Below are 21,134 nucleotides of genomic sequence, written 5' to 3' on the forward strand. Positions count from 1 at the left end.
GTGTCAGGGATTGGGACCCCGGTTCGCTCTGTGGGACGGCCTCGGGGGCGGAACTAGCGTCGCTGCTTGAAGACGCAACCACTCCCCCCTGGAGGCCGTCGGTGTCCCCGCTTTCCCGTGCCCGCAACGCCGCGGCCCTGCTCACCCTGCCCGTCCTGCTGACCGCCTGCTCCGCCGCCGGCACCGAGCAAGCCGCTTCCGGGCCGCCCAAGGCCGGCGGCACGCTCCGGCTCGGCATCTCGTCCGCGCCCGACTGCATCGACCCGCAGCAGACGTCCACGAACGCCTCGATCAACGTGTCCCGGCAGCTGGCGGATTCCCTCACCGACCAGGACCCGAAGAGCGGCGAGATCAAGCCGTGGCTGGCCGAGAAGTGGGAGAGCAACGCCGATTCGACGGCGTTCACCTTCCACCTGCGCTCCGGCGCGACGTTCTCCGACGGCACCCCGGTCGACGCCGCCGCGGTCAAGACCAGCTTCGACGGCCTCAAGGCGCTCGGCACCAAGGCGCCCCTCGGCTACGGCTACCTGGCCGGGTACCGGGGCACGACCGTCGTCGACCCGCGGACGGCGCGAATCGAGTTCTCCGCGCCCAGCGCCCAGTTCCTGCAGGCCAGCTCGACGGTTTCGCTCGCCGTCCTGGCCCCCGCGGCGTTCCAGAAGACGCCCGAACAGCGCTGCCAGGGCACCGGCCTGATCGGCTCCGGGCCGTTCGTCTTCGAGAGCCTGAAGCAGAACCAGGAGATCGTGCTGGCCAAGCGCAAGGGCTACACCTGGGGCTCGTCGCTGTTCAAGCACCAGGGTGAGGCCTACCTCGACAAGATCGACTACAAGATCGTGCCGGAGCCCGGCGTCCGCACCGGCAGCCTCGCCTCCGGCCAGCTCGACGCGATCACCGACGTCCAGCCGGTCGACGAGCCGCAGTTCACGGGCAACGGCTTCACCGAGAACATCCGGCCGAACCCGGGCGTCGTGTTCAACCTGCACGCGAACACCACCCGCGGCGTGCTCACCGACGAGAAGGTGCGCCAGGCCGTGCTCAAGGGCGTCGATCGCACCGAGGTCGTGAACACCGTGCTGACGCCGAGCTACAAGCCGGCCACCAGCATCCTGGGCTCGGCGACGCCGTTGCACAGCGACCTGTCCGCCCAGCTCGCCTACGACCAGAAGGGCGCCGCGGCCCTGCTGGACGGCGACGGCTGGGTGCCCGGCGCCGACGGTATTCGCACGAAGAACGGGCAGCGGCTGAGCGCGGCCGTCGTTTTTTCGCCGGTGTTCAACCAGAACCGCAGCGTGCTGGAGCTGATCCAGCAGCAGCTGCGCAAGATCGGTTTCGACCTGAAGATCGAGCAGCACACCAACGCCGAGACCACGCAGATCCAGCTCGCCGGGAACTACGACTTCCTCTGGTACAACGTGACCCGCGCCGACCCGGACATCCTGCGCGGCCAGTTCTCCACGAAGTCCGGCAACCGCAGCCGGCTGACGCCGGGCAACCCGCTCGACGTCGCGCTCGACGCCCAGTCGTCCACTGTGGACAACGCCAAGCGGAAGCCGGCCGCCGACGAGGCGCAGAAACTGATCGTCGACCACGCCTACGCGGTGCCGGTGTTCGAGCTGACCCAGGTCGTCGCGCAGAGCGCGAAGGCGCACGCCGTCGACTTCGAGGCTTCGTCACGGCTGCAGCTGTTCGACGCGTGGCTGTCGTGAGGAACTACCTGCTCCGCCGGGTCGCGCAGGCGGTCTTCGTGCTGTGGGCGGCGTTCACGCTGTCGTTCCTGATCCTCTACCTGCTGCCGGGGGACGCCGTGTCGGCGAAGCTCGCCGGCGGGGAGGCCGGGTCGTCGACGACGCCCGAGCAGCTCGCCGCGGCCCGCGCGGAGTACGGCCTCGACTCCCCGCTGCCGGTCCAGTACCTGAAACGGCTGGTCTCGGCGCTGCACGGCGACTTCGGCCGCAGTGTCGCGACCGGTGACGACGCCACGCACATGGTCGTCACGGCCCTGCCGCCGACGCTCGCGGTGACGAGCCTGGCGCTGGTGTTCGCGGTCGTGTTCGGCGGCGGCTCGGCGTTCCTCGGCACGTTCACGCGGTTCCGCTGGCTGCGGCAGGCGCTGCTGTCCCTGCCGTCGCTGGCGATCTCGCTGCCGCCGTTCTGGGTCGGTCTGCTGCTGATCCAGTTCTTCTCGTTCCGGCTGCGGCTGCTGCCCGCGCTCGGCACGCAGGGCTTCGCGGCGCTGATCCTGCCCGCGGTCACCCTCGCCCTGCCGACCGGCGCGATCATCGGCCAGGTGCTGGCGAAGAGCCTGGCCACGCAGCAGGAGCAGCCGTACGCGGAGATCGCCGCGGCCAAGGGCGCGAGCCGCTGGCGTGTCCACTTCGGACACCTGCTGCGCAACGCCGCAGTGCCGACGCTGACCGTCGCCGGCGTGGTGGCGGGCAACCTGGTGGCCGGTTCGGTGATCACCGAGACGGTGTTCTCGCGCGACGGCGTCGGCCGGGTCACCGCCGCCGCCGTCACCGCCCAGGACGTCCCGGTGGTGCAGGCGGTGATCGTGCTGGCCGCGCTGGTGTTCGTGGTGCTCAACCTGGTCGTCGACCTGCTCTATCCGCTGCTCGATCCGCGGATCGCGCGTACCCCTGAGGCGGTGGCCCGTGGTTGACCTCGCCACCCCGGCCCGGACGGCGGCCCGGCAGCCCGGGCTCGTGATCGCCGTCGTGGTGCTGGCGTTCGTGCTGCTCGCGGCCTTCGTGCCCGGGCTGCTGACCGGGTACGACCCGATCACCGGCGTCCCGGCCGAACGGCTGCAGGGGCCGTCGCTGCACCACCTCTTCGGCACCGACGAGACCGGCCGCGACGTCTACGCGCGGGTGATCCACGGTGCGTCGCTCTCGCTGCGCGCGACCGCGATCGCCGTGCTCACGGCCCTGATCGCGGGCTCGGCGCTGGGCCTGCTCGCCGGGTTCCGCGGCGGCTGGGCGGACACCGTGATCATGCGGATCGTCGACGTCTTCCTGGCCATCCCGCCGATCCTGCTGTCGCTGGCCCTGGTCACGGCGCTGGGCTTCGGCACGACGAACGTCGCGATCGCCGTCGGCATCGCGAACCTCGCGTCCTTCGCACGCGTCATGCGCGCGGAGGTGCTTCGTGTGCGAAGCGGCGTGTTCGTCGAAGCCGCGCGAGCCAGCGGAGTGCGCTGGTCCGGCGTGCTGCTGCGGCACGTCCTGCCGAACGCGGCGGGCCCAGTGCTCGCGCTGGCGACGCTCACCCTCGGCACGGCCGTGCTCGAGGTGTCGGCGCTGAGCTTCCTCGGGTTCGGCGCGACCCCACCGACGCCGGAGTGGGGCTCGCTCGTCGCCGGCGGCCGCAGTTTCCTGGCCACGGCCTGGTGGATGACAACGTTCCCGGGGCTGACGGTCGCGGCGGTGGTCCTGTCCGCGAACCGGCTGTCCCGCGCCCTGGACGGAGGCGAGCGATGACCCTGCTGCGCATCGAAGACCTGGCCGTGTCGTACCGGAAGGTCCCGGCGGTCCGTGACGTCGGCCTGGACGTCGCCGCGGGTGAGGTGGTCGCCGTCGTCGGGGAATCCGGCTCGGGCAAGTCGACCACGGCGCACGCGGCGATCGGCCTGCTGCCCCGCGGCGGCCGCGTCGACGGCGGCTCGATCACCTTCGACGGCCGTGACCTGCTTTCCCTGTCGGACAAGCAGTGGCGCCGGGTGCGCGGGCGCGAGATCGCGCTGGTGCCACAGGACCCGGCGGTGTCGCTGAACCCGGTGCACCGGGTCGGCGACCAGGTCGCGGAGGTGTTGAAGATCCACGGCCTCGCCGACCGGCGCGGTGCTGCCTTGCAGGCCATCGAACTGCTCGAACGTGCGGGTGTGCCCTCGCCGGAGCTGCGCGCGAAGCAGTACCCGCACCAGCTGTCGGGCGGCCTGCGGCAGCGCGTGCTGATCGCGTCGGCGCTGGCCGGACGGCCGAAGCTGATCATCGCGGACGAGCCGACGTCGGCGCTGGACGTCACCGTGCAGCGCCGGATCCTCGACCACCTGACGTCGCTGGCCGCCGAGTCCGGGACGGCGATCCTGCTGATCACGCACGACCTGGGCGTCGCGGCCGACCGGGCGTCGCGGATCGTGGTGCTTTCGCAGGGCTCGGTCGTCGAAGAGGGTTCCTCGGTCGTCAGCGCGCCGACGCACCCCTACACCCGGCAGCTGCTGGCGGCGGCGGCGAGCACGACCAGCGCGTCACGCCCGCCCGCCCCGGCCGCCGAGCCGCTGGTTTCCGTCCGGGACCTCGCGAAGACGTTCGACGGCGGCATCCGCGCGGTCGACGGGATCTCCTTCGACATCCCGCGCGGCCAGACGCTGGCGCTGGTGGGCGAGTCGGGCTCGGGCAAGTCGACGACGGCCCGCATGGTGCTCCGGCTGGAGACACCGTCGGCGGGTTCGGTGGAGTTCGACGGCCAGGACATCACGACGTTGTCCGGCACCGAACTGCGCAAGCTGCGGCGGCGGATGCAGATCGTCTACCAGAACCCGTACGCGTCGCTGAACCCGAAGTTTTCGATCGAGGACGTCGTCGCCGAGCCGCTGCGGGCGTTCGGTCTTCCGCGCACCCGGGTCCCCGAGCTGCTGGAGCAGGTGGCGCTGCCCGCGTCGGTGGCCCGGCGGAAGCCGTCGGAGCTGTCGGGCGGCCAGCGGCAGCGGGTGGCGATCGCGCGCGCGTTGGCGCTGCGGCCGGACCTGGTGGTGTGCGACGAGCCGGTGTCGGCGCTGGACGTCTCGGTGCAGGCGCAGATCCTGCGGCTGCTGGCGGAGCTGCAGTCGGAGCTGGGGCTGTCGTACCTGTTCATCTCGCACGACCTGGCGGTGGTGCGGCAGCTGGCGGACCAGGTCGGCGTGCTGCGGGCGGGCGCCCTGGTCGAGCTGGGCCCGGCGTCCCGGGTGCTGCACGAGCCGCAGGCGGAGTACACGAAGGAACTGCTGGCCGCGATCCCCGGCCGTTCGGTCCAGGAGGTCTGATGAAGTTCGGGCTGTTCTCTCTGGTGGCGCACTACCCCGGCGGTGGCTCGCAGCACGAGCGGCTGCGGCGGGTGATCGACGAAGCCGTCCTGGCCGAGGAGCTGGGCTTCGACGCGTACGGCGTCGGCGAGCGGCACGGCGCACCGTTCTTGTCCTCGGCCCCGCCGGTCCTGCTGGCGGCGATCGCCGAGCGGACGTCCCGGGTGCGGCTGCTGACGACGTTGACGGTGATCAGCGTGCTCGACCCGGTGCGGGTCGCGGAGGACTACGCGACGGTGGACCAGCTGTCCGGCGGCCGGCTGGAGCTGATGATCGGCAAGGGCAACGACCCGCGGCACTTCCCGCTGTTCGGCCTGTCCGAGGAACGGCAGTGGGAGTACCAGGCGGAGAAGTTCGCGCTGTTGCGGCGGTTGTTCTACGAGGAGAACGTCACGTGGTCGGGTTCCTTCCGGCCGCCGCTGACCGACGTCACCACCCAGCCCCGGCCGTTCCACGCCCGGCCGAGGATCTGGCACGGAAGCGCTTCCAGCACGGAGTCGACCGAGCTGGCGGCTCGCTTCGGTGATCCGCTGTTCACCGCGAACGGCTTCCACCCGAAGAAGAAGTACGCGGACCTGATCGACCACTACCGGGAGCGGTGGGCCCACTACGGCCACCCGCCTGCCGATGCCCTGGTGGGCTCGGGCGCGGGCGGGCTGTACGTGGCGCGGACGTCCCAGGAGGCGCTGGACGGGTACCGGCCGTACTTCGAGGCGCTGACGAAGACGCCCGCGTACCAGCACAACAAGTCGGAGTTCACGACGTTGGAGGAGAAGATCGCCAACGGCTCGGCGCTGGTGGGGAGCCCGCAGCAGGTGATCGACAAGATCGGCGACTATCACGCGTCGTTCGGTCACGAGGTCCAGGCGGTCTCGGTGGACGGCCTGTCCGCGGGCGAGGCGCGATCGGTGCTGGAGCTGTTCGCGTCGGACGTCATGCCGGTGGTGGCGAAGGAACTGCCGTCGCGGGTGTGGAGCTGACAGTACGCTCGGAGGGGTGCGAATCCTCTTCTCGTGCCGCCCGGCGTACGGCCACCTGTACCCGCTGGTTCCCCTCGCGAACGCGGCGAAAGCGGCGGGGCACGACGTCGTGTTCGGGACCGGGGCGACGTTCCTCGAGACCGTGCGTGACCTCGGGTTCGAGGCCCGCCGGGCCGGGATCTCCATCAGCGACGCCGAAGCCGAGGCCAAGCGGCGCCACGGTGAGGACGCCGGATTCGCCGAGCTCGGCATCACGATGTTCGCCGAGCTGCTGCCGTTGGCGCTGCTCGACGACCTGACGCCGCTGCTCACGGAACTGCGTCCGGACCTGGTGGTCTACGAGCAGAGTGACGTCGGCGCCGGGGTCGCGGCCCGGCGGGCGGGCATCCCCGCCGTCTCCGTCGTGATCGGCCGGTCGATGCCGCCGGAGCTGCTGGCCTTCGCGACCGAACGGCTGGCGCCGCTCTGGGGCACGCTGCCCGCGGACGCCATGTTCGGCGACGCCTGCGTCGACGTCTGGCCCGACAGCGTCCGCGACCCGGGCACGGCCGCCGTGCCGAAGGTGTTCCGGATGCGCCCGACGCCGTTCGACCCCGACGTCCCGCTCCCGCCCCTCCCGGCCGGCGGCTTCGTCTACCTGACGCTGGGCACGGTCGTCTTCGGCGCGACGCAGGTCCTGCGCGGCGCACTCCACGCGTTGGCCCGGCTGCCGGTCGACGTCCTGGTGGCACTCGGCCCCGGTGATCCCGCGCTGCTGGGCGAGCTGCCGCCGCGGGTGCGGGCCGCCGGGTTCGTGCCGCAGGCCGAGGTGCTGAAGCACGCGGGCCTGGTGGTGCACCACGGCGGCACCGGCACCGTGCTCGCGTCGCTGGCCGCCGGCCTGCCGCAGCTGGTGCTGCCCCAGGGGGCCGACCAGTTCGTCAACGCGGAGACGCTGTCCGCGCTGGGCGCGGCGAAGTCCCTGGTGGGCGCGGCCATCCGGATGGACGCGATCGAAGCGGCGGCCCGCGAACTGCTGGACGACCCGAAGCCGCGCGAGATCGCCGAAGGCGTCGCCAGGGAGATCGTCGCGATGCCGGAGCCGGAGCAGGTGCTCGAAGAGGTCGTCAGCTGGGCGGGCTGACCAGCGCCAGGATCTCCCGCGCCACCGCGTCGTTCTGGCGGAACGACGACGCGTTCGTCCGCGGCCGGGTGAAGGCCGCCGCCGAGCGGGCGCTCGTGTGCGGGCCCACGGCGAAGCGGTGCGTGTGCGGGTTGCCCGTGCCATCGAGCAGGCGGGAGTCCGAGACGCGGGTGTGGATCCGGCCCGACGGCAGGAGAACGCCGGTTTCCGGGTCCGCCACCGTCTCCTCGGCGAGCTGGCCCGTGTCCCGCAGCTGCCGCAGCAGGCCGTCGGCCGCCCGCGTGACGCTCGGGCCCGGCAGGCGCGCCTCGATCAGCGTGCGGGATTCGACCTCGCCCGGGTAGCTCGCGCCGGACGCCACAAAAACGCCACGCGCGGCATCGGCCGTCACGCGCATTTCCGCGCCCGCGAACGAAACCACCCCGGCCTCGTGCAGCGCGAGCAGCTCCTCCAGCCGGCGCGGCGGCGGACCGCTGGCGTAGTAAGAGAAGAAGCCGTGGAACCAACCGTCCATATCGGACACTTGAGAGGCGGCGTTCAACCGTCGCTTTTGGACCAGCGCCGGCATCTGGCCGTACACCGAGAGCAGCGCCATGAACGCGCCGAGGTCGGCACTGAACGTCTGGTCGGCGCGGCGCGCGAGGTCGCCCTCGACGTATTCGCGCAGCTCCTTGCCGAACTCCTCCGGCGTGCCGAACTCGCGGCCCGCCATCGGCCGGTCCAGCGCGTCGAGGTCGAGGCGGTCCTCCTCGGCGGGCACGGCCCGCTCGACGAGCTCCCGCATTTCCGGCGACCCCCAGGCCAGGTCGGCGAAGGCGTCGGCGAACACGGCGAAGTCCAGCCGCACCCGGTCCGGGTGCCCGGTGAACAGCTCGCTGTAGTAGCCCCAGGCCAGTTCCTTCGCGATCCGCGGCCAGACGTCGGCGCGGAAGTCGAGCGCGCCCGGCGCCCCGGCCAGCTCGTCGATGGCGTAGGCGTCGAAGAACCTGGGCAGCCGCAACGGTTTCCCGCACAGCCGGTAGCCGATCTTCGCGTGGTAGGGCACCCCGCGCCGTGAGCCGACGTGCAGCACCGGCTCGTGGCCGCTCGGGTGGTAGCGCAGGCCGCCGCCGTCCAGCTCCTCGAAGCGGCCGCCGCGGCCTTCGGTGAGCAGCAGCATCAGGTCGACGAACGCCAGCCCGAACCCGCGCACCAGCACGGTTTCCCCCGGTGCGACACCGGAGTAGTCGACGTCGGCGGTGTAGCCGGCCGGGTAGTAGGCCAGCCCGTGCCGCCCGGCGAACGACGCCAGCTCGCGCTCCCACTCGTCCGGTTCCGCGTCGAGGTGCCCGACCGTGAACACGACGGCGTCCGCGTTCAGCTCCGTACCGTCCGACAGCCGGACGAGCGAGCCGTCGACGTCCACCGCGCGCGCCGCGTGCTCGACGACGCCGATGCCGTCGGGCAGGTCAGCGAGGATCTTCCGGTACACCCACGTCAGGTACGCGCTCTGCAGCCGCCGCGTCGGGAAGTGGAAGGCGTCCAGCGCGGTCAGCTCGGCGACGACGTCCGGCGGCACCTCGGCCTCGAGCGAGCCGTCACGCACCTTCCGCGCCCACTCCAGCAGCGACGGCCCGGGCAGCACCGGGCCCGCCATCTTCACCGAGTCGTCGGTGAACATCGTGACGTCCTCGGGCATGGAGTTCATCCGCAGCAACGGTGACTGGTCGTAGCGCCACACCCGGCCCGGTCCCGGCGGGAACGGGTCGATCAGGTGGACGTCGAGCCGCCGGCCGCCGAGCAGTTCGGCGGCGTTCGCGCCGAGCCGTTCGAGGACGCCGACCCCGCGGGGTCCGGCGCCCACGACGGCGAGTGTGAACGGCGCTGGATCGGCCACGCGTTCGAAGCTACGCCGGAGCCGAAGCGCCGGACGTCCTTCCCACACTGCGGAATTCCGCCGATCGCACCAAACACTTCGGCCGTGGGCGCCGAATCCCCGCCGCAGCGTCTTCCCTCGGCGAGAAGGAGCGGATTTGTCCCTCACCCACTCAGGCGCCCGGGCCTTCTCGACGTCGCCGCGACGCCGAAGACTTGACCGGTGACATCGGCACGCCGCACCGCGTCCACACCGCGCAGGACGTGGTCGGCACCCTGCTCAGGGGGAACTGGGCGATCTACGCCCACGAATGGGGCGATCAGGACGGCGTCGACCCGCAGCACTGGCGGGACGTCGTGGAGGCCGCCGCGGAGGCGGCCGGCGTCGACGTCGAGTTCGTGGTGGTCCCACGCCGGTCCCTGACCGTCGTGGTCAACCGGGCGATCCCGCCCACCTTCGACCAGGTCCGCGCGTCGATCGAGGTGATCGAGCGCTACCGGAGGCACTGACCGGTTCCACCCTGCGGACGTCGTTGCCGCCCGGGTGCGCCCAGGCGTAGCCGTTAGAGGTAGCGACGCGAGAGAAGGTGGACGTCATGCCGGTGGAGTTCCTGGGCATCGGGGGCACGCACGACGGATCGGAGACGCACGCCCGCTCGGGCGGGGTGTTCGACAAGGAGTACACGCTGCGCCTGGCCCGCGCGCACGAGGACTTCGGCTGGGACCGCGTGCTGTTCGCGTACGGCTCGGGTTCGCCGGATCCCGCGCAGGCCGCCGCGTACGTCGCGACGAAGCTCGACAAGCTGCAGATCCTGCTGGCGCACCGGGCGAACGTCTCGTACCCGACGTTCGCCGCGAAGACGTTCGCCACGCTCGACCAGATCTCCGACGGCCGCCTCACGGTGCACTTCATCACCGGCGGCAACGACCACGAGCAGCAGCGCGAGGGCGACTACCTGACGAAGGACCAGCGCTACGGGCGCACCCGCGAGGCCATCCAGATCATCAAGAAGGCCTGGACGTCGGACGAGCCGTTCGGCTTCGAGGGTGAGTACTACCGCTTCGCCGACTACGTAAGCGACGTCAAGCCGGTGCAGCAGCCGCGGCCGGGTGTCTCGTTCGGTGGCTCGTCATCCGCCGCGTACGCCGCCGGGGGCGCCGAGGCCGACATCTTCTGCCTCTGGGGCGAGCCGCTGGCCCAGACCGCCGAGCAGATCGAGTCGGTCAAGGCGGCCGCGCTGGCCGCCGGCCGCACGGACGTGCCGCGGATCCAGGTCGCGTTCCGGCCGATCATCGCCCCGACGGAGGAGCTGGCCTGGGAGAAGGCCCACCGCACGGTCGGCGCGATCAAGGACCGCACCAAGGGCGGGCAGCCGCTGACCCGCCGTCACAAGCTGACCGAGCCGGAGAACACCGGCTCCCAGCGGCTGCTGGCGGTCGCGGCGCAGGGTGAGCGCTTCGACCGCGCCCTGTGGACGCCGACGGCGGCCGCGACGGGCGGCGCGGGCAACTCGAACGCGCTGGTCGGCACGCCGGAGACGGTCGCGCAGGCGCTGCTGGACTACTACGACCTGGGCGTCGAGATCCTCTCGGCCCGGGGTTACGACATGCTCGGCGACACGATCGACTTCGGCCGCTACGTCATCCCGATCGTCCGCGAAGAGGTCGCCAAGCGGGACGCGGCCCGGGCCGCCGGAACGACCCGGACTCCCGCGGAGGACGCCCTCGCCGTCGACGGCTGAGCCTCTTTCCCCCAGTAGCCACCTCGCCCCGCGCGAGGTGGCTACTTTTGCCTCTGGTCCTGGGCCAACGGGTACGGAATGATCCATTAGTGACTCCTGGGCGACCACTCAGACACTGCGGGCTATCGTCTGACACGTTCGGGAAAGCTCCGTGACACCTTCGATACCGGCGAAAGCACCTAGAGATTCACCAACAGTCACGGGACACTGGCTTGGGTAAATCACGTATCGTGACCACCCCATGACCGTCCGGTCCTCACCCTCACCGCCGGTCATGCACGGGGCACGATCCGCAGAAGAGGTCGGGAGACACGCATGGCAGCACCGCCGGATCGGATCACGTTCCGCGAGGTGTTCGGAATCGCCGAGTTCCGTGCGCTCTGGTTCGGGGAACTGCTGTCGATCGCGGGCGACCAGCTGGCGAGAGTCGCGCTGTCCATCCTGGTGTTCACCGGCACCAACTCGGCCACCCTCACCGGCCTCACGTACGCGCTGACCTACGCCCCGTCGCTACTGGGCGGGATCTTCCTGACCGGCTTGGCCGACCGCTTCCCCCGCCGCAGCGTGATGGTGCTGGTCGACGTCCTGCGCGCGGCGCTGATCCTGCTCGTCGCCGTGCCCGGGATGCCGTTCTGGCTGATGTGCGTGCTGGTCGGCCTGGTCTCGCTGCTGAACCCGCCGTTCAAGGCGTCCCAGCTGGCCATGCTGCCTCAGGTGCTCGAAGGCGACCGGTTCGTCGTCGGGATGGGCATCCGGAGCATGACCGTGCAGAGCGCCCAGCTGCTCGGGTTCGCCGGCGGCGGCGCGCTGCTGATCGCCCTCGACCCGCACGTCGCGCTGGCCATCGACGCCGCGACGTTCCTGCTCTCGGCGGCGTTCGTGCGCTTCGGCGTGCGGGCCCGCCCGGCCGCGGCGCGCGACGAGAAGCGCAAGTCCTTCTTCGCGACGCTCGGGGGCGGCGGCCGCGTCGCCTTCGCCAACTCGCCGCTGCGGACGCTGGTGCTGTTCACCTGGCTGATGGGGTTCCTGCCGGTCTACGAGGGCATCGCGGCGCCGTACGTCGCGGCGGCCGGCGGCGGCCCGGAGTCGATCGGCCTGCTGCTCGCGGCGGACCCGATCGGCAGCGTGATCGCGACGTTCGTCTACACCCGCTGGGTCCCGGCGTCGGCCCGGCCGAAACTGATCGGCCCGCTGTCGGCGCTCTGCGCGATCCCGCTGATCGCCTGCTTCCTCGCGCCGGGACCGGTCTCGTCGATCGTCCTGTTCATCGTGTCCGGCGGGTTCGGCACGGTGTGCCTGCTGCAGGCGACCGCGTCACTGACGCTGGCCGTGCCCGACGAGCAGCGCGCGCAGGTGATGGGCCTGTCGAACACCGGCCTGACGACGATGATGGGGATCAGCCCGCTGATCGGCGGGGTCCTGGCCGATCAGCTGAGCCCGCACGCGACGGTCGGCCTCTTCGGCATCGCGGGGATCATCCTCACGTTGCCGCTGGCCGTGCTGTGGGCGCGTGCCCTGTCCGGGGAGCCTGATCGATGGATCGACAAAGAAGCCGCACGCGCAGAACCTGCCTAGGCATGCTCCGCGCGTGGGCTTGACCTGCGCGACCTTGCGGTGCGCTGTGCGGTCACTGATCTTTGCCGCGCATCGCTGGCCACCTCTCACTCCGGTGTCAAAGAAAAAAGTACACACCTAAAGCCCTTGTGGACAGCAGGCAAACGGACTGAAACTGTCCGTGAGTACATTGTCACTGAGTACCTGCACAAGGGGCTGGGGGAAAAATGGTCACATCGGGGGAACAGGCTGGACAAGACTCGGTACACGGTGTTGCGCACTGGACACTGTGGACGAGGCCTCGCGCGTGGATCGCGGCCACGCTGTCCGCGATCGCCGTCATGCTCGCTTGGACGGTCACCGCAACACTGACGATACCGGTCACGCTCGCGAACGTGGGGACGTTTGCGCTGCTCACCGGCCTCGCGGTGGCACAGACCGAGGTCAGCAGGCGGATCGAACGGCAGCGCCGGATCCTGAGCAACGGCCCGCACATCAACATGACGCCGGTCTGGTTGCTGCCCGCCGGACTGCTGGTGCCGCCGCAGCTGGTCGCCGTGCTGGGAACCCTGCTCTACGTGTACCTCGCGTTCCGCAGCTGGTCCGGCACCCGTCCGGGTGAATCTCACCGCGTCGCGGCCAACGCGACCACGATGATCCTCTCCGGGTTCGCCGCGGGGGGCGTCGCGGACCTGCTCCACGGGCACGGCATGACGGCCGTGGCGCTCGCCGCCATCGCGTTCTTCGCCACCAACACCGCACTCACCGGGCTCGGCCTGTACCTGGCCGCCCCCGAGAAGGCGACCGTCGAGGGCTGCCTCGGCAACATGGACGACAACCTGCTGGAGCTCGCCACCCTGTGCGTCGGCGGCCTGCTGGTCATGGTCCTGACCACCGAGCCGCTGCTCTCGGTGCTCGTCATCCTGCCGCTGTACGTGCTGCAGCGGTCGGTGCTGATCAAGCGGCTCGAGGAGCTCGCGACCACCGACCAGAAGACGCAGCTGCTCAACGCCACCACCTGGCAGGACGGCGCCGTGCGCGAGATCTCCCGCGCGGAGCGCGAGAACGGCAGCTTCGGCGCCATGATGATCGACCTCGACCACTTCAAGCGGATCAACGACACCTACGGGCACCTCGCGGGGGACGACGTGCTCAAGGCGGTCGCGGCCGTGGTCAGGCAGGAGACCAGGGCGCACGACCTGGTCGGCCGGTTCGGCGGCGAGGAGTTCGTCGCGCTGTTGCCCTCGACGTCCAAGGCGGACGCGATCGTGACCGCGGAACGCATCCGGCAACGGGTCAGCGAGCTGATCATCAGCACCACCACCAACGAGGGCGAGGCGGTGGACATCCAACGGCAGACGGCGTCCATCGGCGTCGCCGCGTACCCACTCGACGGGGCGTCGATCGAGGCTGTGATGGCGTCCGCCGACGCGGCCGTGTACGCGGCCAAACACGGCGGGCGAAACCGGGTCATCGGGTCGCCAGACCTCGAAATGGCCGCGGCTTAGCTCACCGCAGCCGGTCGATGACGTCGCTCGCCTTGGTCTGGAGACGGGCGACACCACCGACGGTGAACTCGGTCAGCAGGTCGATCAGGGCGTCCTGGGGTGGCGGTTCGCCGTCCCAGGTCGCCTGGACCAGTGATTCGGTCATCGCGAAGAAGAGCGTGACCAAAGCCCGGTCGGCGCGGCCGGAGTCGATGCCGTGCGCGGCCCACCGCTTGGCGCTGGCGTCGGCGTAGACGACGGCCAAGCGCTCCCGCAGCCGCGTGAGAGCGGGGTCGCCCGCGCGTTCCGCGGCCCGGAGCACGCCGTAGGCCTCCGGGCTGGCGGCGACGAACGTGACCATGGAGGCGTAGTTGGCCCGGGCCCACGCCCGGAGCCCGGCCTGCGGGTCGGCCGCCGACGCCCGCGCGATGGCCGCGAAGGCCCGCTCCTCGACCTCGGCCACGACCTCGGCGAACAGCGCCGTCCGGTCGCCGAACTGCTCGTAGACCGCTTGGCGCGAGACGCCGGCTTCGCGCGCGATCTGCTCGATCGTCGCGCCCTGCATCCCGTGCTGCGCGACGACCTTCGCCGTCGCCTGCAGCACGCGGGCGCGTTGCTCCCCGACGGGGAGCTTCCGCGGCCGCCCGCGCGGCGCGGGGCTGGACATGGTGACCTGCCTCACTGGTTCTACGGCCCGGTCGTGAGCGGCGATCCCGGACCGCCGCTCACGACCGGTGGGTCACTTCAGGCCGGTGGCTTCCGCGGCGGCCGGGTCGGAGTCCGCGAGGAACGTCCGGCAGCGGTCGTACTCCTCGGTCTCGCCGATCTTGCCGGCGGCCTTGCCGAGCACGGCGAGGGCGCGCAGGAACCCCTGGTTCGGGCGGTGCGACCACGGCACCGGGCCGAAGCCCTTCCAGCCCGCGCGGCGCAGCTGGTCGAGCCCGCGGTGGTAGCCGGTGCGCGCGTAGGCGTAGGCGGCGACGGTCTCACCCGACTCGAAGGCCTTCTCGGCCAGCGAAGCCCACGCCTCGCTGTAGTCGGGGTGTTCGGCCGCGACGGTCGCCGGGTCGTTCCCGGCGTCGAGCGCGGCCTGGGCGGCGGTGTGCTCGGGCAGCAGCGTCGGCTCGGGGCCGAGCAGGTTGTGCGTCATGCCGCTCATTCTGCCCACGCCCGCGGGTCAGGGGCTGGTGGGTCAGAAGAACAGGCCCGCCAGCACCCCGCCGCCGGCCAGCACCATGGCGGCGATCAGCACCGCCGCGACAACTCGTTTCGGCATCATGGCGGCACACCTTGCCAACCGCCGCTGGGCGAAAGCAAATCGTCCACCCGTAGGGGTGAACCCCGATTTTGGCGTCGTTTGCCACTGTCTTGGCCCGCTCGTGACCATGAGCGGCCATGATGTCCGCATGGCGAAGGCAGTGGACGTCCCGGTCGCGGACGTGATCCCGCGCAGCCCCATCGGCAAGACACGGCTGTTCTTCTCGCGGTACTGGCACCGCGGCGCACCCGGGCAGCCGACACCGGACTGGGTGCTCCGGTTCTGCTACGGGATGTGGCTGGCGGCGTTCGCGTTCAAGCTCGTCGGCTCGTCGTGGGACATGTCGTGGCACTTCATGTGGCTGCGCGACGACCTGGCGCCGCCGCACCTGATCAACACCGTCGGCACGGTGATCATCGTCGTGCTGGTGGCGATCCACAGCTACACCGGCCTCGGCGCCGACAAGACGTCACTGCGGCTGATGCAGATCGGCCTGCTGACGTTCCTGGTCGCGGCGCCGCTGGACGTCATCAACCACCGCGTCAACGGCCTCGACCTGACCGCGTGGAGCCCGTCGCACATGATGCTCTACCTGGGCACGGGCATCATGCAGGCGGGCGTGCTGCTGGGCTGGCTGCGGCTGTCGCCGCCGGGCCGCTTCCGCACCGGCGTGCTGCTCGCGCTGTGGGCGTTCTTCCTGGAGAACACGTTCTTCCCGAACGGCCAGCAGGAGTACGGCATACTCGGCCTGCGCGCCTGGGAGCGCGGCGCGCCGGAGGCCGAGCCGTCGTTGCTGTCGTTCGCGGCGAACCAGATCGGCCACCCGGTCGACCGGACGGCGATCCTGCACTTCACGATGCCGATCCCGGAGTGGGTGTACCCGCTGTGGGGCATCGGCGTGATGGCGCTGATCCTGGCCCTGGCCCGCCACACCCTGGGCCGCCGCTGGTCGGCGACGTTCGTGGCGCTGGCGTACCTCGCGTACCGGTCGGTGATGTGGCCGCTGCTGCTGGGGCTGGGCTTCCCGGTCTCGACGATCCCGTTCTACCTGCTGTTCGTGGGTCTGGCGGTGGACCTGGCGTTCACGATCGGCCGCGGGCACGCCTTGCTGACGGCGGGAGCCGGGGCCCTGCTGGTGACGGCGTTCGGGTACGGCGCGCTGTGGCTGCAGTCGCAGTTCCGGCCCTGGGTCCTCGGGGACGCGCACACGGAGTCGGCGCCCCCGGTGGAGTACTGGACCGCGGGGGTGGCGCTGGTGGCGGTGTTCGTGCTGTGGGCGGCGGCTGGGCCGGTGACCCGGAGGCTGGCCGCGAGGCGGGTCACGGTGTAGCACAGGGTGCTACACTCTTCTTGTGAAGATCATCAGCCAGCGGGAATTCCGCAACAGCTCCGCGGCGGTCATGGACGCCGTCGAAGCCGGCGAGACCTTCCACGTCACGCGCAACGGCGTGGAGATCGCCGAGTTGCGACCGCTGTCCCAGCGGCGCCGGCTCACCACCGAGGAACTGATCGCCAAGCACCGCCGTCTACCGCGAGTCGATGCAGCGGAGATGCGCAAGGACATCGACGAGTTCTTCGGCGACGATCGATTGAGCGACAACGACAACCCCTGGGATCGGCCGCGTGACTGAGAACCACGAGGTGGGCGTGCTCGACACCTGTGTCTACATCGATCTGGCGCTACTGGAGCCATCGCAGTTGCCGGCAGTCGCCGAACTGACCGCAGTCTCGATGGCCGAGCTGCACCAAGGTTTGGCAGCGGCCAAGGATCCCGCGGTCCGCGCCGCTCGCACCGAAAAGCTCGGCGCCGCGATCGCCGACTTCACCCCACTACCCTTCAACGGTGACGCAGCCACTCGGTACGGAACATTCGTCGCAATGGTGATCGCCGTCGGGCGCGATCCAAGACCGCGCAAGATGGACTTGATGATCGCCGCGACCGCCTCCGTGCACGACTTGCCGCTGTACACCCGCAATGCGAAGGACTTCCAGGGCCTCGAAAGCCTGCTCGAAGTCGTCGAGGTTTGAACACGACGAAGGGCCGCCACGGAAACCGTGGCGGCCCTTCGCGTATCCGGCTTACTTGACCTTCGTACCGGCCGAGCCGAGGGCCTCGCAGGCCTCGACCACGCGGGCGGCCATGCCGGCCTCCGCGGCCTTCAGGTACGAGCGCGGGTCGTAGACCTTCTTGTTGCCGACCTCGCCGTCGATCTTCAGGACGCCGTCGTAGTTCTTGAAGAAGTGGTCGACGATCGGGCGGGTGAACGCGTACTGCGTGTCCGTGTCGACGTTCATCTTCACCACGCCGTACGTCACCGCCTCGCGGATCTCCTCCGGGAGCGAGCCCGAGCCGCCGTGGAAGACCAGGTCGAACGGCTTCGCGCCGGCGTCGAGGCCGAGCTTCTTCGCCGCCGCTTCCTGGCCGCCCTTCAGCACGTCCGGGCGCAGCTTCACGTTGCCCGGCTTGTAGACGCCGTGGACGTTGCCGAAGGTCGCCGCCAGCAGGTAGCGGCCTTTCTCGCCGGCCCCGAGGGCGTCGATCGTCTTCAGGAAGTCGCCTTCGGCGGTGTACAGCTTCTCGTTGATCTCGGCTTCGACGCCGTCTTCTTCGCCGCCGACGACGCCGATCTCGACCTCGAGGATGATCTTCGCCGCGGCCGTCTTCGCCAGCAGCTCGGTCGCGATCTCCAGGTTCTCGTCGAGGTCGATCGCCGAGCCGTCCCACATGTGGGACTGGAACAGCGGGTTCTGGCCGTTCTTGACGCGCTCGGCCGAGATCTCGATCAGCGGGCGGACGAAGCCGTCCAGCTTGTCCTTCGGGCAGTGGTCGGTGTGCAGCGCGACGTTGACGTCGTAGCGCGCCGCCACGACCTGCGCAAACTCGGCGAGCGCGGTCGCGCCGACGACCATGTCCTTGACCTTCTGGCCGGACGCGAACTCGGCGCCGCCGGTGGAGAACTGGATGATCCCGTCGCTCTCCGCCTCGGCGAACCCGCGGATGGCGGCGTTCACGGTCTCGGACGAGGTCACGTTGATGGCCGGGTAGGCGAACTGGTCCGCCTTCGCCCGGTCGAGCATCTCCGCGTAGACCTCGGGGGTCGCGATGGGCATCGGTATTCCTCCTTGGCAGGGATGGGTCCCGACCGCATCGTACGAGGTGTACCGCCGCCGCACACCGGTCCCCGCTCCGAAACCACGGAAACTTTCCCGCACGTCGAATCGGTTCAGAAGGAGTGCGTCCGGCCGCCGGCGAACCGGCGGCCGGACGAGGATCACAGCAGTTCGGCAGCCAGCGCGCGGTAGGCGGGCCACGGGTCCTCGTTCAGGACCTGGACGACGACCTGGTCCGCGCCCGCCTCCAGGTGGGCCGACAGGCCGCGGGCCACCGTCGCCGCGTCGCCGTGCAGAGCCAGCGCGTCGATCAGGCGGTCGCTGCCCTCGCCTTCCAGATCGGCGTCGGTGAAGCCGAGTTTGCGCAGGTTGGCGACGTAGTTCGACAGCCCGAGGTAGTACTTCACCGTGTTGCGGCCGATCGCGCGCGCCTCGTCGACGTCGGTCGACACGACGACCTTGTGCTCCGGGGCCAGCAGCTTGCCCGCGCCGAGGATCTCGCGGGTGTCGCGCGTGTGTTCCGGCGTGGTCAGGTACGGGTGCGCGCCCGCCGTACGATCGCCGGACAGCTTGACGACCTTCGGGCCGAGCGCCGCCAGGGCCCGGCCGCCGACCGGGACACCCGCCGCGTCGAGGCCGTCGAGGTAGTCGACCAGCGCCGCGTACGGCTTCTTGTACTCCTTGGTCGCCTCGCGGTGGCCCGCGCCGACGCCGAGCAGGAAGCGGTCCGGGTACTTGCCCGCGATCCGCTCGTACGCCCGCCCGATCGAAGCGGGCTCGTCCTGCCAGATGTTCACGATGCCGGTCGCGATGACCAGCGAGTCCGTCGCGGCGAGCAGGTCGTCGACGGACGCGAGGTCGCCGCCGGGCGAGCCGCCCAGCCAGATCGCGCCGTAGCCGAGGGCCTCCGCGTCAGCCGCGAACTTCGCGTCGACGTTTCCGTGGTAGCGCCAGATTCCGAGCTTGCCCAGTTCGATTGCCATGGAACACTCCAACGCGTGGGATGCCGATTTTCCTCCCACCCTCCCAGCTCGTGGGAAAGCTAGCGTGGTGACATGACCAAGCTGGGCAACACCGACCTCGACGTGTACGGGCTCAACCTCGGCGGCAACGTCTTCGGCTGGACGGCCGACGAGCCGCAGTCCTTCGCCGTGCTGGACGCCTACACCGCGGCCGGCGGCAACTTCGTGGACACTTCCGACCTCTACGGCGGTGGCGGCCGCTCCGAGGAGATCCTCGGCAACTGGCTGACCGCGCGCGGCAACCGGGACGACGTCGTCGTCGCGACCAAGGTCGGCATGTGGGACGGCCGGCCGGGCCTGTCCGCGAAGAACATCCAGGCCGCGGCCGAAGACTCCCTGCGCCGCCTGCGAACCGACCACATCGACCTCTACTACGCGCACCGGGACGACCCGGACACCCCGCTCGAGGAGACGCTCACCGCGTTCGACGCGCTGGTCCGCGCGGGCAAGGTCCGCCACCTCGGCGCGTCCAACTACAGCGCCGAACGCCTCGCCGACACACTGTCCACTTCGGACAAGAACGGCCTCGCGCGGTTCGCCGTGCTGCAGCCGCACTACAACCTCGTCGAACGCGACTACGAGCACGACCTGGCCCCGCTCGTCGCGCGCGAAGGCCTGGCGACGCTGCCGTACTTCGCCCTCGCCAAGGGGTTCCTCACCGGCAAGTACCGCTCCAAGGAGGAGACGGTCGACAGCCCGCGCGCCGCCCGCGCTTCGTCCTATTTGGACGGTCACGGCGAACGCGTGCTCGCCGCGCTCGACGAGGTCGCGCAGGCGCACGGCGTCTCGGTCGCCACGGTGGCGCTGGCCTGGCTGCGCGTGCAGCCGACGGTCGCCGCGCCGATCGCCAGCGCCCGGACACCCGAGCAGCTGACGGACCTGATCGCGTCCGTGACACTCGAGCTGACCACCGACGAAGTCACCGCGTTGAGCGAAGCCTGAACCTACTATCGGGTAGCTTACTGTGGGTAAGTTGGGGTACGGTGCCCTCCAGAAGCGACGTGCGACGTCCAGGAGGGCACCGTGGCCAACCCGTTTTCGCTGCTCAGCGGCAGTAGTAAGAAGGTCGACGGCAAGGTCGTCCTGATCACCGGCGCGGCGCGCGGCATCGGCGCCGGGCTGGCCGAACGCCTCGCCGCGCGCGGCGCGAAGGTCGCCCTCGTCGGGCTCGAAGCCGAGGAGCAGCAGAAGGTCGCCGACCGGATCGGGCCGAACGCGCACGCCTGGGAAGCCGACGTCACCAGCTGGGATGCGCTGGAAAAAGCCACCGCCGGTGTCGTCGAGCACTTCGGCGGGATCGACATCGTCATCGCCAACGCCGGCATCGCGACCGCGGGCTTCGTCCGCTCGGTCGACCGGGCCGCGTTCGAGAAGGTCATCGAGGTCGACCTGCTCGGCGTCTGGCGCACGTTCCGCGTCACGCTGCCGCACGTCATCAACCGCAAGGGCTACCTGCTGGCCATCTCGAGCCTGGCCGCGATCACGCACGCGCCGGGCATGGCCAACTACTCCGCCGCGAAAGCCGGCGTCGAAGCCTTCTCGAACAGCCTGCGCGCCGAGGTCGCCCACCTGGGTGTCAAGGTCGGCGTCGCGCACCCGACGTGGATCCGCACCGACCTGGTCGAGAGCGCCGACGCACACCCGGTGTTCGGCAAGCTCCGCGCGTCGATGCCCGGCCTGATCGGCAAGACCTACCCGCTGGACGTCGCCCTCGACGACCTCGAAGCCGGGATCCTCAAGCGCGCCCGGACCATCCACGTGCCGCGCTGGGTCGGCGGCCTCAAGCTGATCCGCGCGTTCCTGCCGCCGATCATCGAGATCGGCTCGCGCAGCCGGGTACCTTCGGCGGACAAGGCCGCGCTCGCCGACATCGAGGCGCGCGGCGCGTTCGAGTCCGCGGTCACCGGGCACGGCGGCCGCGCGGCCACGACGAAGTCGTAG

At 70.6% G+C, this 21,134-nt stretch carries 21 protein-coding genes; 15 read left to right on the top strand and 6 right to left on the bottom strand.

Annotation, left to right across the window (positions count from 1 at the left end):
- Positions 1-101: 101 nt before the first annotated feature.
- From ACGFMK_RS08400 to ACGFMK_RS08425, 6 genes are read left to right on the top strand one after another with little or no spacing between them, the layout of a single operon-like run.
- Positions 102-1,709 (top strand): ABC transporter substrate-binding protein, encoded by a 1,608-nt coding sequence (locus tag ACGFMK_RS08400; RefSeq protein ID WP_392759624.1) that lies wholly within the window; start codon positions 102-104, stop codon positions 1,707-1,709.
- Positions 1,706-2,662: an ABC transporter permease gene (locus ACGFMK_RS08405; RefSeq protein ID WP_392760096.1), complete on the top strand. Its 957-nt coding sequence runs from the start codon at positions 1,706-1,708 to the stop codon at positions 2,660-2,662. Before ACGFMK_RS08400 ends, ACGFMK_RS08405 begins: the two co-directional genes overlap by 4 nt.
- Positions 2,655-3,479 (top strand): ABC transporter permease, encoded by an 825-nt coding sequence (locus ACGFMK_RS08410; RefSeq protein ID WP_392759627.1) that lies wholly within the window; start codon positions 2,655-2,657, stop codon positions 3,477-3,479. The genes ACGFMK_RS08405 and ACGFMK_RS08410 overlap by 8 nt, the downstream gene beginning before the upstream one ends.
- On the top strand, positions 3,476-5,023 hold the full coding sequence (locus tag ACGFMK_RS08415) for a dipeptide ABC transporter ATP-binding protein (RefSeq protein ID WP_392759629.1): 1,548 nt from the start codon (positions 3,476-3,478) through the stop codon (positions 5,021-5,023). The genes ACGFMK_RS08410 and ACGFMK_RS08415 overlap by 4 nt, the downstream gene beginning before the upstream one ends.
- Positions 5,023-6,042: an LLM class flavin-dependent oxidoreductase gene (locus ACGFMK_RS08420; RefSeq protein ID WP_392759631.1), complete on the top strand. Its 1,020-nt coding sequence runs from the start codon at positions 5,023-5,025 to the stop codon at positions 6,040-6,042. The genes ACGFMK_RS08415 and ACGFMK_RS08420 overlap by 1 nt, the downstream gene beginning before the upstream one ends.
- A 16-nt stretch (positions 6,043-6,058) precedes the next feature.
- Complete coding sequence (locus ACGFMK_RS08425; RefSeq protein ID WP_392759633.1) at positions 6,059-7,165, top strand: glycosyltransferase; 1,107 nt, start codon at positions 6,059-6,061, stop codon at positions 7,163-7,165.
- On the opposite strand, the gene ACGFMK_RS08430 is transcribed toward ACGFMK_RS08425, so the two are convergent.
- A complete protein-coding gene (locus ACGFMK_RS08430; protein WP_392759635.1) occupies positions 7,149-9,041 on the bottom strand; it encodes an FAD/NAD(P)-binding protein in 1,893 nt (630 codons plus the stop codon). The genes ACGFMK_RS08425 and ACGFMK_RS08430 overlap by 17 nt on opposite strands.
- A gap of 194 nt (positions 9,042-9,235) precedes the next feature.
- Here ACGFMK_RS08430 and ACGFMK_RS08435 point away from each other — a divergent pair, with 194 nt between their 5' ends.
- From ACGFMK_RS08435 to ACGFMK_RS08450, 4 genes are all read left to right on the top strand, one after another.
- Positions 9,236-9,529 (top strand): hypothetical protein, encoded by a 294-nt coding sequence (locus ACGFMK_RS08435; protein WP_392759636.1) that lies wholly within the window; start codon positions 9,236-9,238, stop codon positions 9,527-9,529.
- A gap of 86 nt (positions 9,530-9,615) precedes the next feature.
- Positions 9,616-10,761, top strand: a complete 1,146-nt coding sequence (locus tag ACGFMK_RS08440) for an LLM class flavin-dependent oxidoreductase (protein ID WP_392759637.1) — start codon at positions 9,616-9,618, stop codon at positions 10,759-10,761.
- 315 nt (positions 10,762-11,076) lie between these two features.
- Entirely contained in the window at positions 11,077-12,336 is a 1,260-nt protein-coding gene (locus ACGFMK_RS08445) for an MFS transporter (RefSeq protein WP_392759639.1), read from the top strand.
- A 320-nt stretch (positions 12,337-12,656) separates the two neighbouring features.
- Positions 12,657-13,823 carry a GGDEF domain-containing protein gene (locus ACGFMK_RS08450; protein ID WP_392759641.1) on the top strand — a complete coding sequence of 389 codons (1,167 nt, stop codon included), beginning with the start codon at positions 12,657-12,659 and terminating at the stop codon, positions 13,821-13,823.
- 1 nt (position 13,824) lies between these two features.
- Here ACGFMK_RS08450 and ACGFMK_RS08455 read toward each other — a convergent pair whose 3' ends face one another.
- The 3 genes from ACGFMK_RS08455 to ACGFMK_RS08465 all read right to left on the bottom strand — a co-directional run bounded on the left by ACGFMK_RS08455 (position 13,825) and on the right by ACGFMK_RS08465 (position 15,189).
- Entirely contained in the window at positions 13,825-14,469 is a 645-nt protein-coding gene (locus ACGFMK_RS08455; protein WP_392759643.1) for a TetR/AcrR family transcriptional regulator, read from the bottom strand.
- A gap of 72 nt (positions 14,470-14,541) precedes the next feature.
- Positions 14,542-14,952 (bottom strand): DUF3151 domain-containing protein, encoded by a 411-nt coding sequence (locus ACGFMK_RS08460; protein WP_392759645.1) that lies wholly within the window; start codon positions 14,950-14,952, stop codon positions 14,542-14,544.
- Positions 14,953-14,994: 42 nt separating this feature from the next.
- On the bottom strand, positions 14,995-15,189 hold the full coding sequence (locus ACGFMK_RS08465; protein ID WP_392759646.1) for a hypothetical protein: 195 nt from the start codon (positions 15,187-15,189) through the stop codon (positions 14,995-14,997).
- A 19-nt stretch (positions 15,190-15,208) separates the two neighbouring features.
- Between ACGFMK_RS08465 and ACGFMK_RS08470 the strand changes: the two genes are divergently transcribed.
- Genes ACGFMK_RS08470 through ACGFMK_RS08480 form a run of 3 tightly spaced genes read left to right on the top strand, consistent with a single transcriptional unit; the run spans position 15,209 to position 17,088 of the window.
- Entirely contained in the window at positions 15,209-16,390 is a 1,182-nt protein-coding gene (locus ACGFMK_RS08470; RefSeq protein ID WP_392759648.1) for a hypothetical protein, read from the top strand.
- A 22-nt stretch (positions 16,391-16,412) separates the two neighbouring features.
- Positions 16,413-16,691, top strand: coding sequence for a type II toxin-antitoxin system Phd/YefM family antitoxin (locus ACGFMK_RS08475; RefSeq protein ID WP_392759650.1), 279 nt, complete (start codon positions 16,413-16,415; stop codon positions 16,689-16,691).
- Positions 16,684-17,088 carry a type II toxin-antitoxin system VapC family toxin gene (locus tag ACGFMK_RS08480; RefSeq protein WP_392759652.1) on the top strand — a complete coding sequence of 135 codons (405 nt, stop codon included), beginning with the start codon at positions 16,684-16,686 and terminating at the stop codon, positions 17,086-17,088. Before ACGFMK_RS08475 ends, ACGFMK_RS08480 begins: the two co-directional genes overlap by 8 nt.
- Positions 17,089-17,139: 51 nt before the next feature.
- On the opposite strand, the gene fbaA is transcribed toward ACGFMK_RS08480, so the two are convergent.
- Together fbaA and ACGFMK_RS08490 are read right to left on the bottom strand one after the other, a co-directional pair.
- Positions 17,140-18,171, bottom strand: a complete 1,032-nt coding sequence (fbaA, locus tag ACGFMK_RS08485; RefSeq protein ID WP_392759654.1) for a class II fructose-bisphosphate aldolase — start codon at positions 18,169-18,171, stop codon at positions 17,140-17,142.
- 161 nt (positions 18,172-18,332) lie between these two features.
- Entirely contained in the window at positions 18,333-19,154 is an 822-nt protein-coding gene (locus ACGFMK_RS08490; protein ID WP_392759656.1) for an LLM class F420-dependent oxidoreductase, read from the bottom strand.
- Positions 19,155-19,226: 72 nt separating this feature from the next.
- Between ACGFMK_RS08490 and ACGFMK_RS08495 the strand changes: the two genes are divergently transcribed.
- On the top strand, positions 19,227-20,135 hold the full coding sequence (locus ACGFMK_RS08495) for an aldo/keto reductase (protein ID WP_392759658.1): 909 nt from the start codon (positions 19,227-19,229) through the stop codon (positions 20,133-20,135).
- Positions 20,136-20,216: 81 nt separating this feature from the next.
- The gene (locus ACGFMK_RS08500; protein WP_392759660.1) at positions 20,217-21,134 is read left to right on the top strand and encodes an SDR family oxidoreductase; all 918 of its coding nucleotides are present in this window, start codon (positions 20,217-20,219) and stop codon (positions 21,132-21,134) included.

Source organism: Amycolatopsis sp. NPDC049252 (assembly GCF_043197175.1).
Lineage (GTDB): Bacteria > Actinomycetota > Actinomycetes > Mycobacteriales > Pseudonocardiaceae > Amycolatopsis.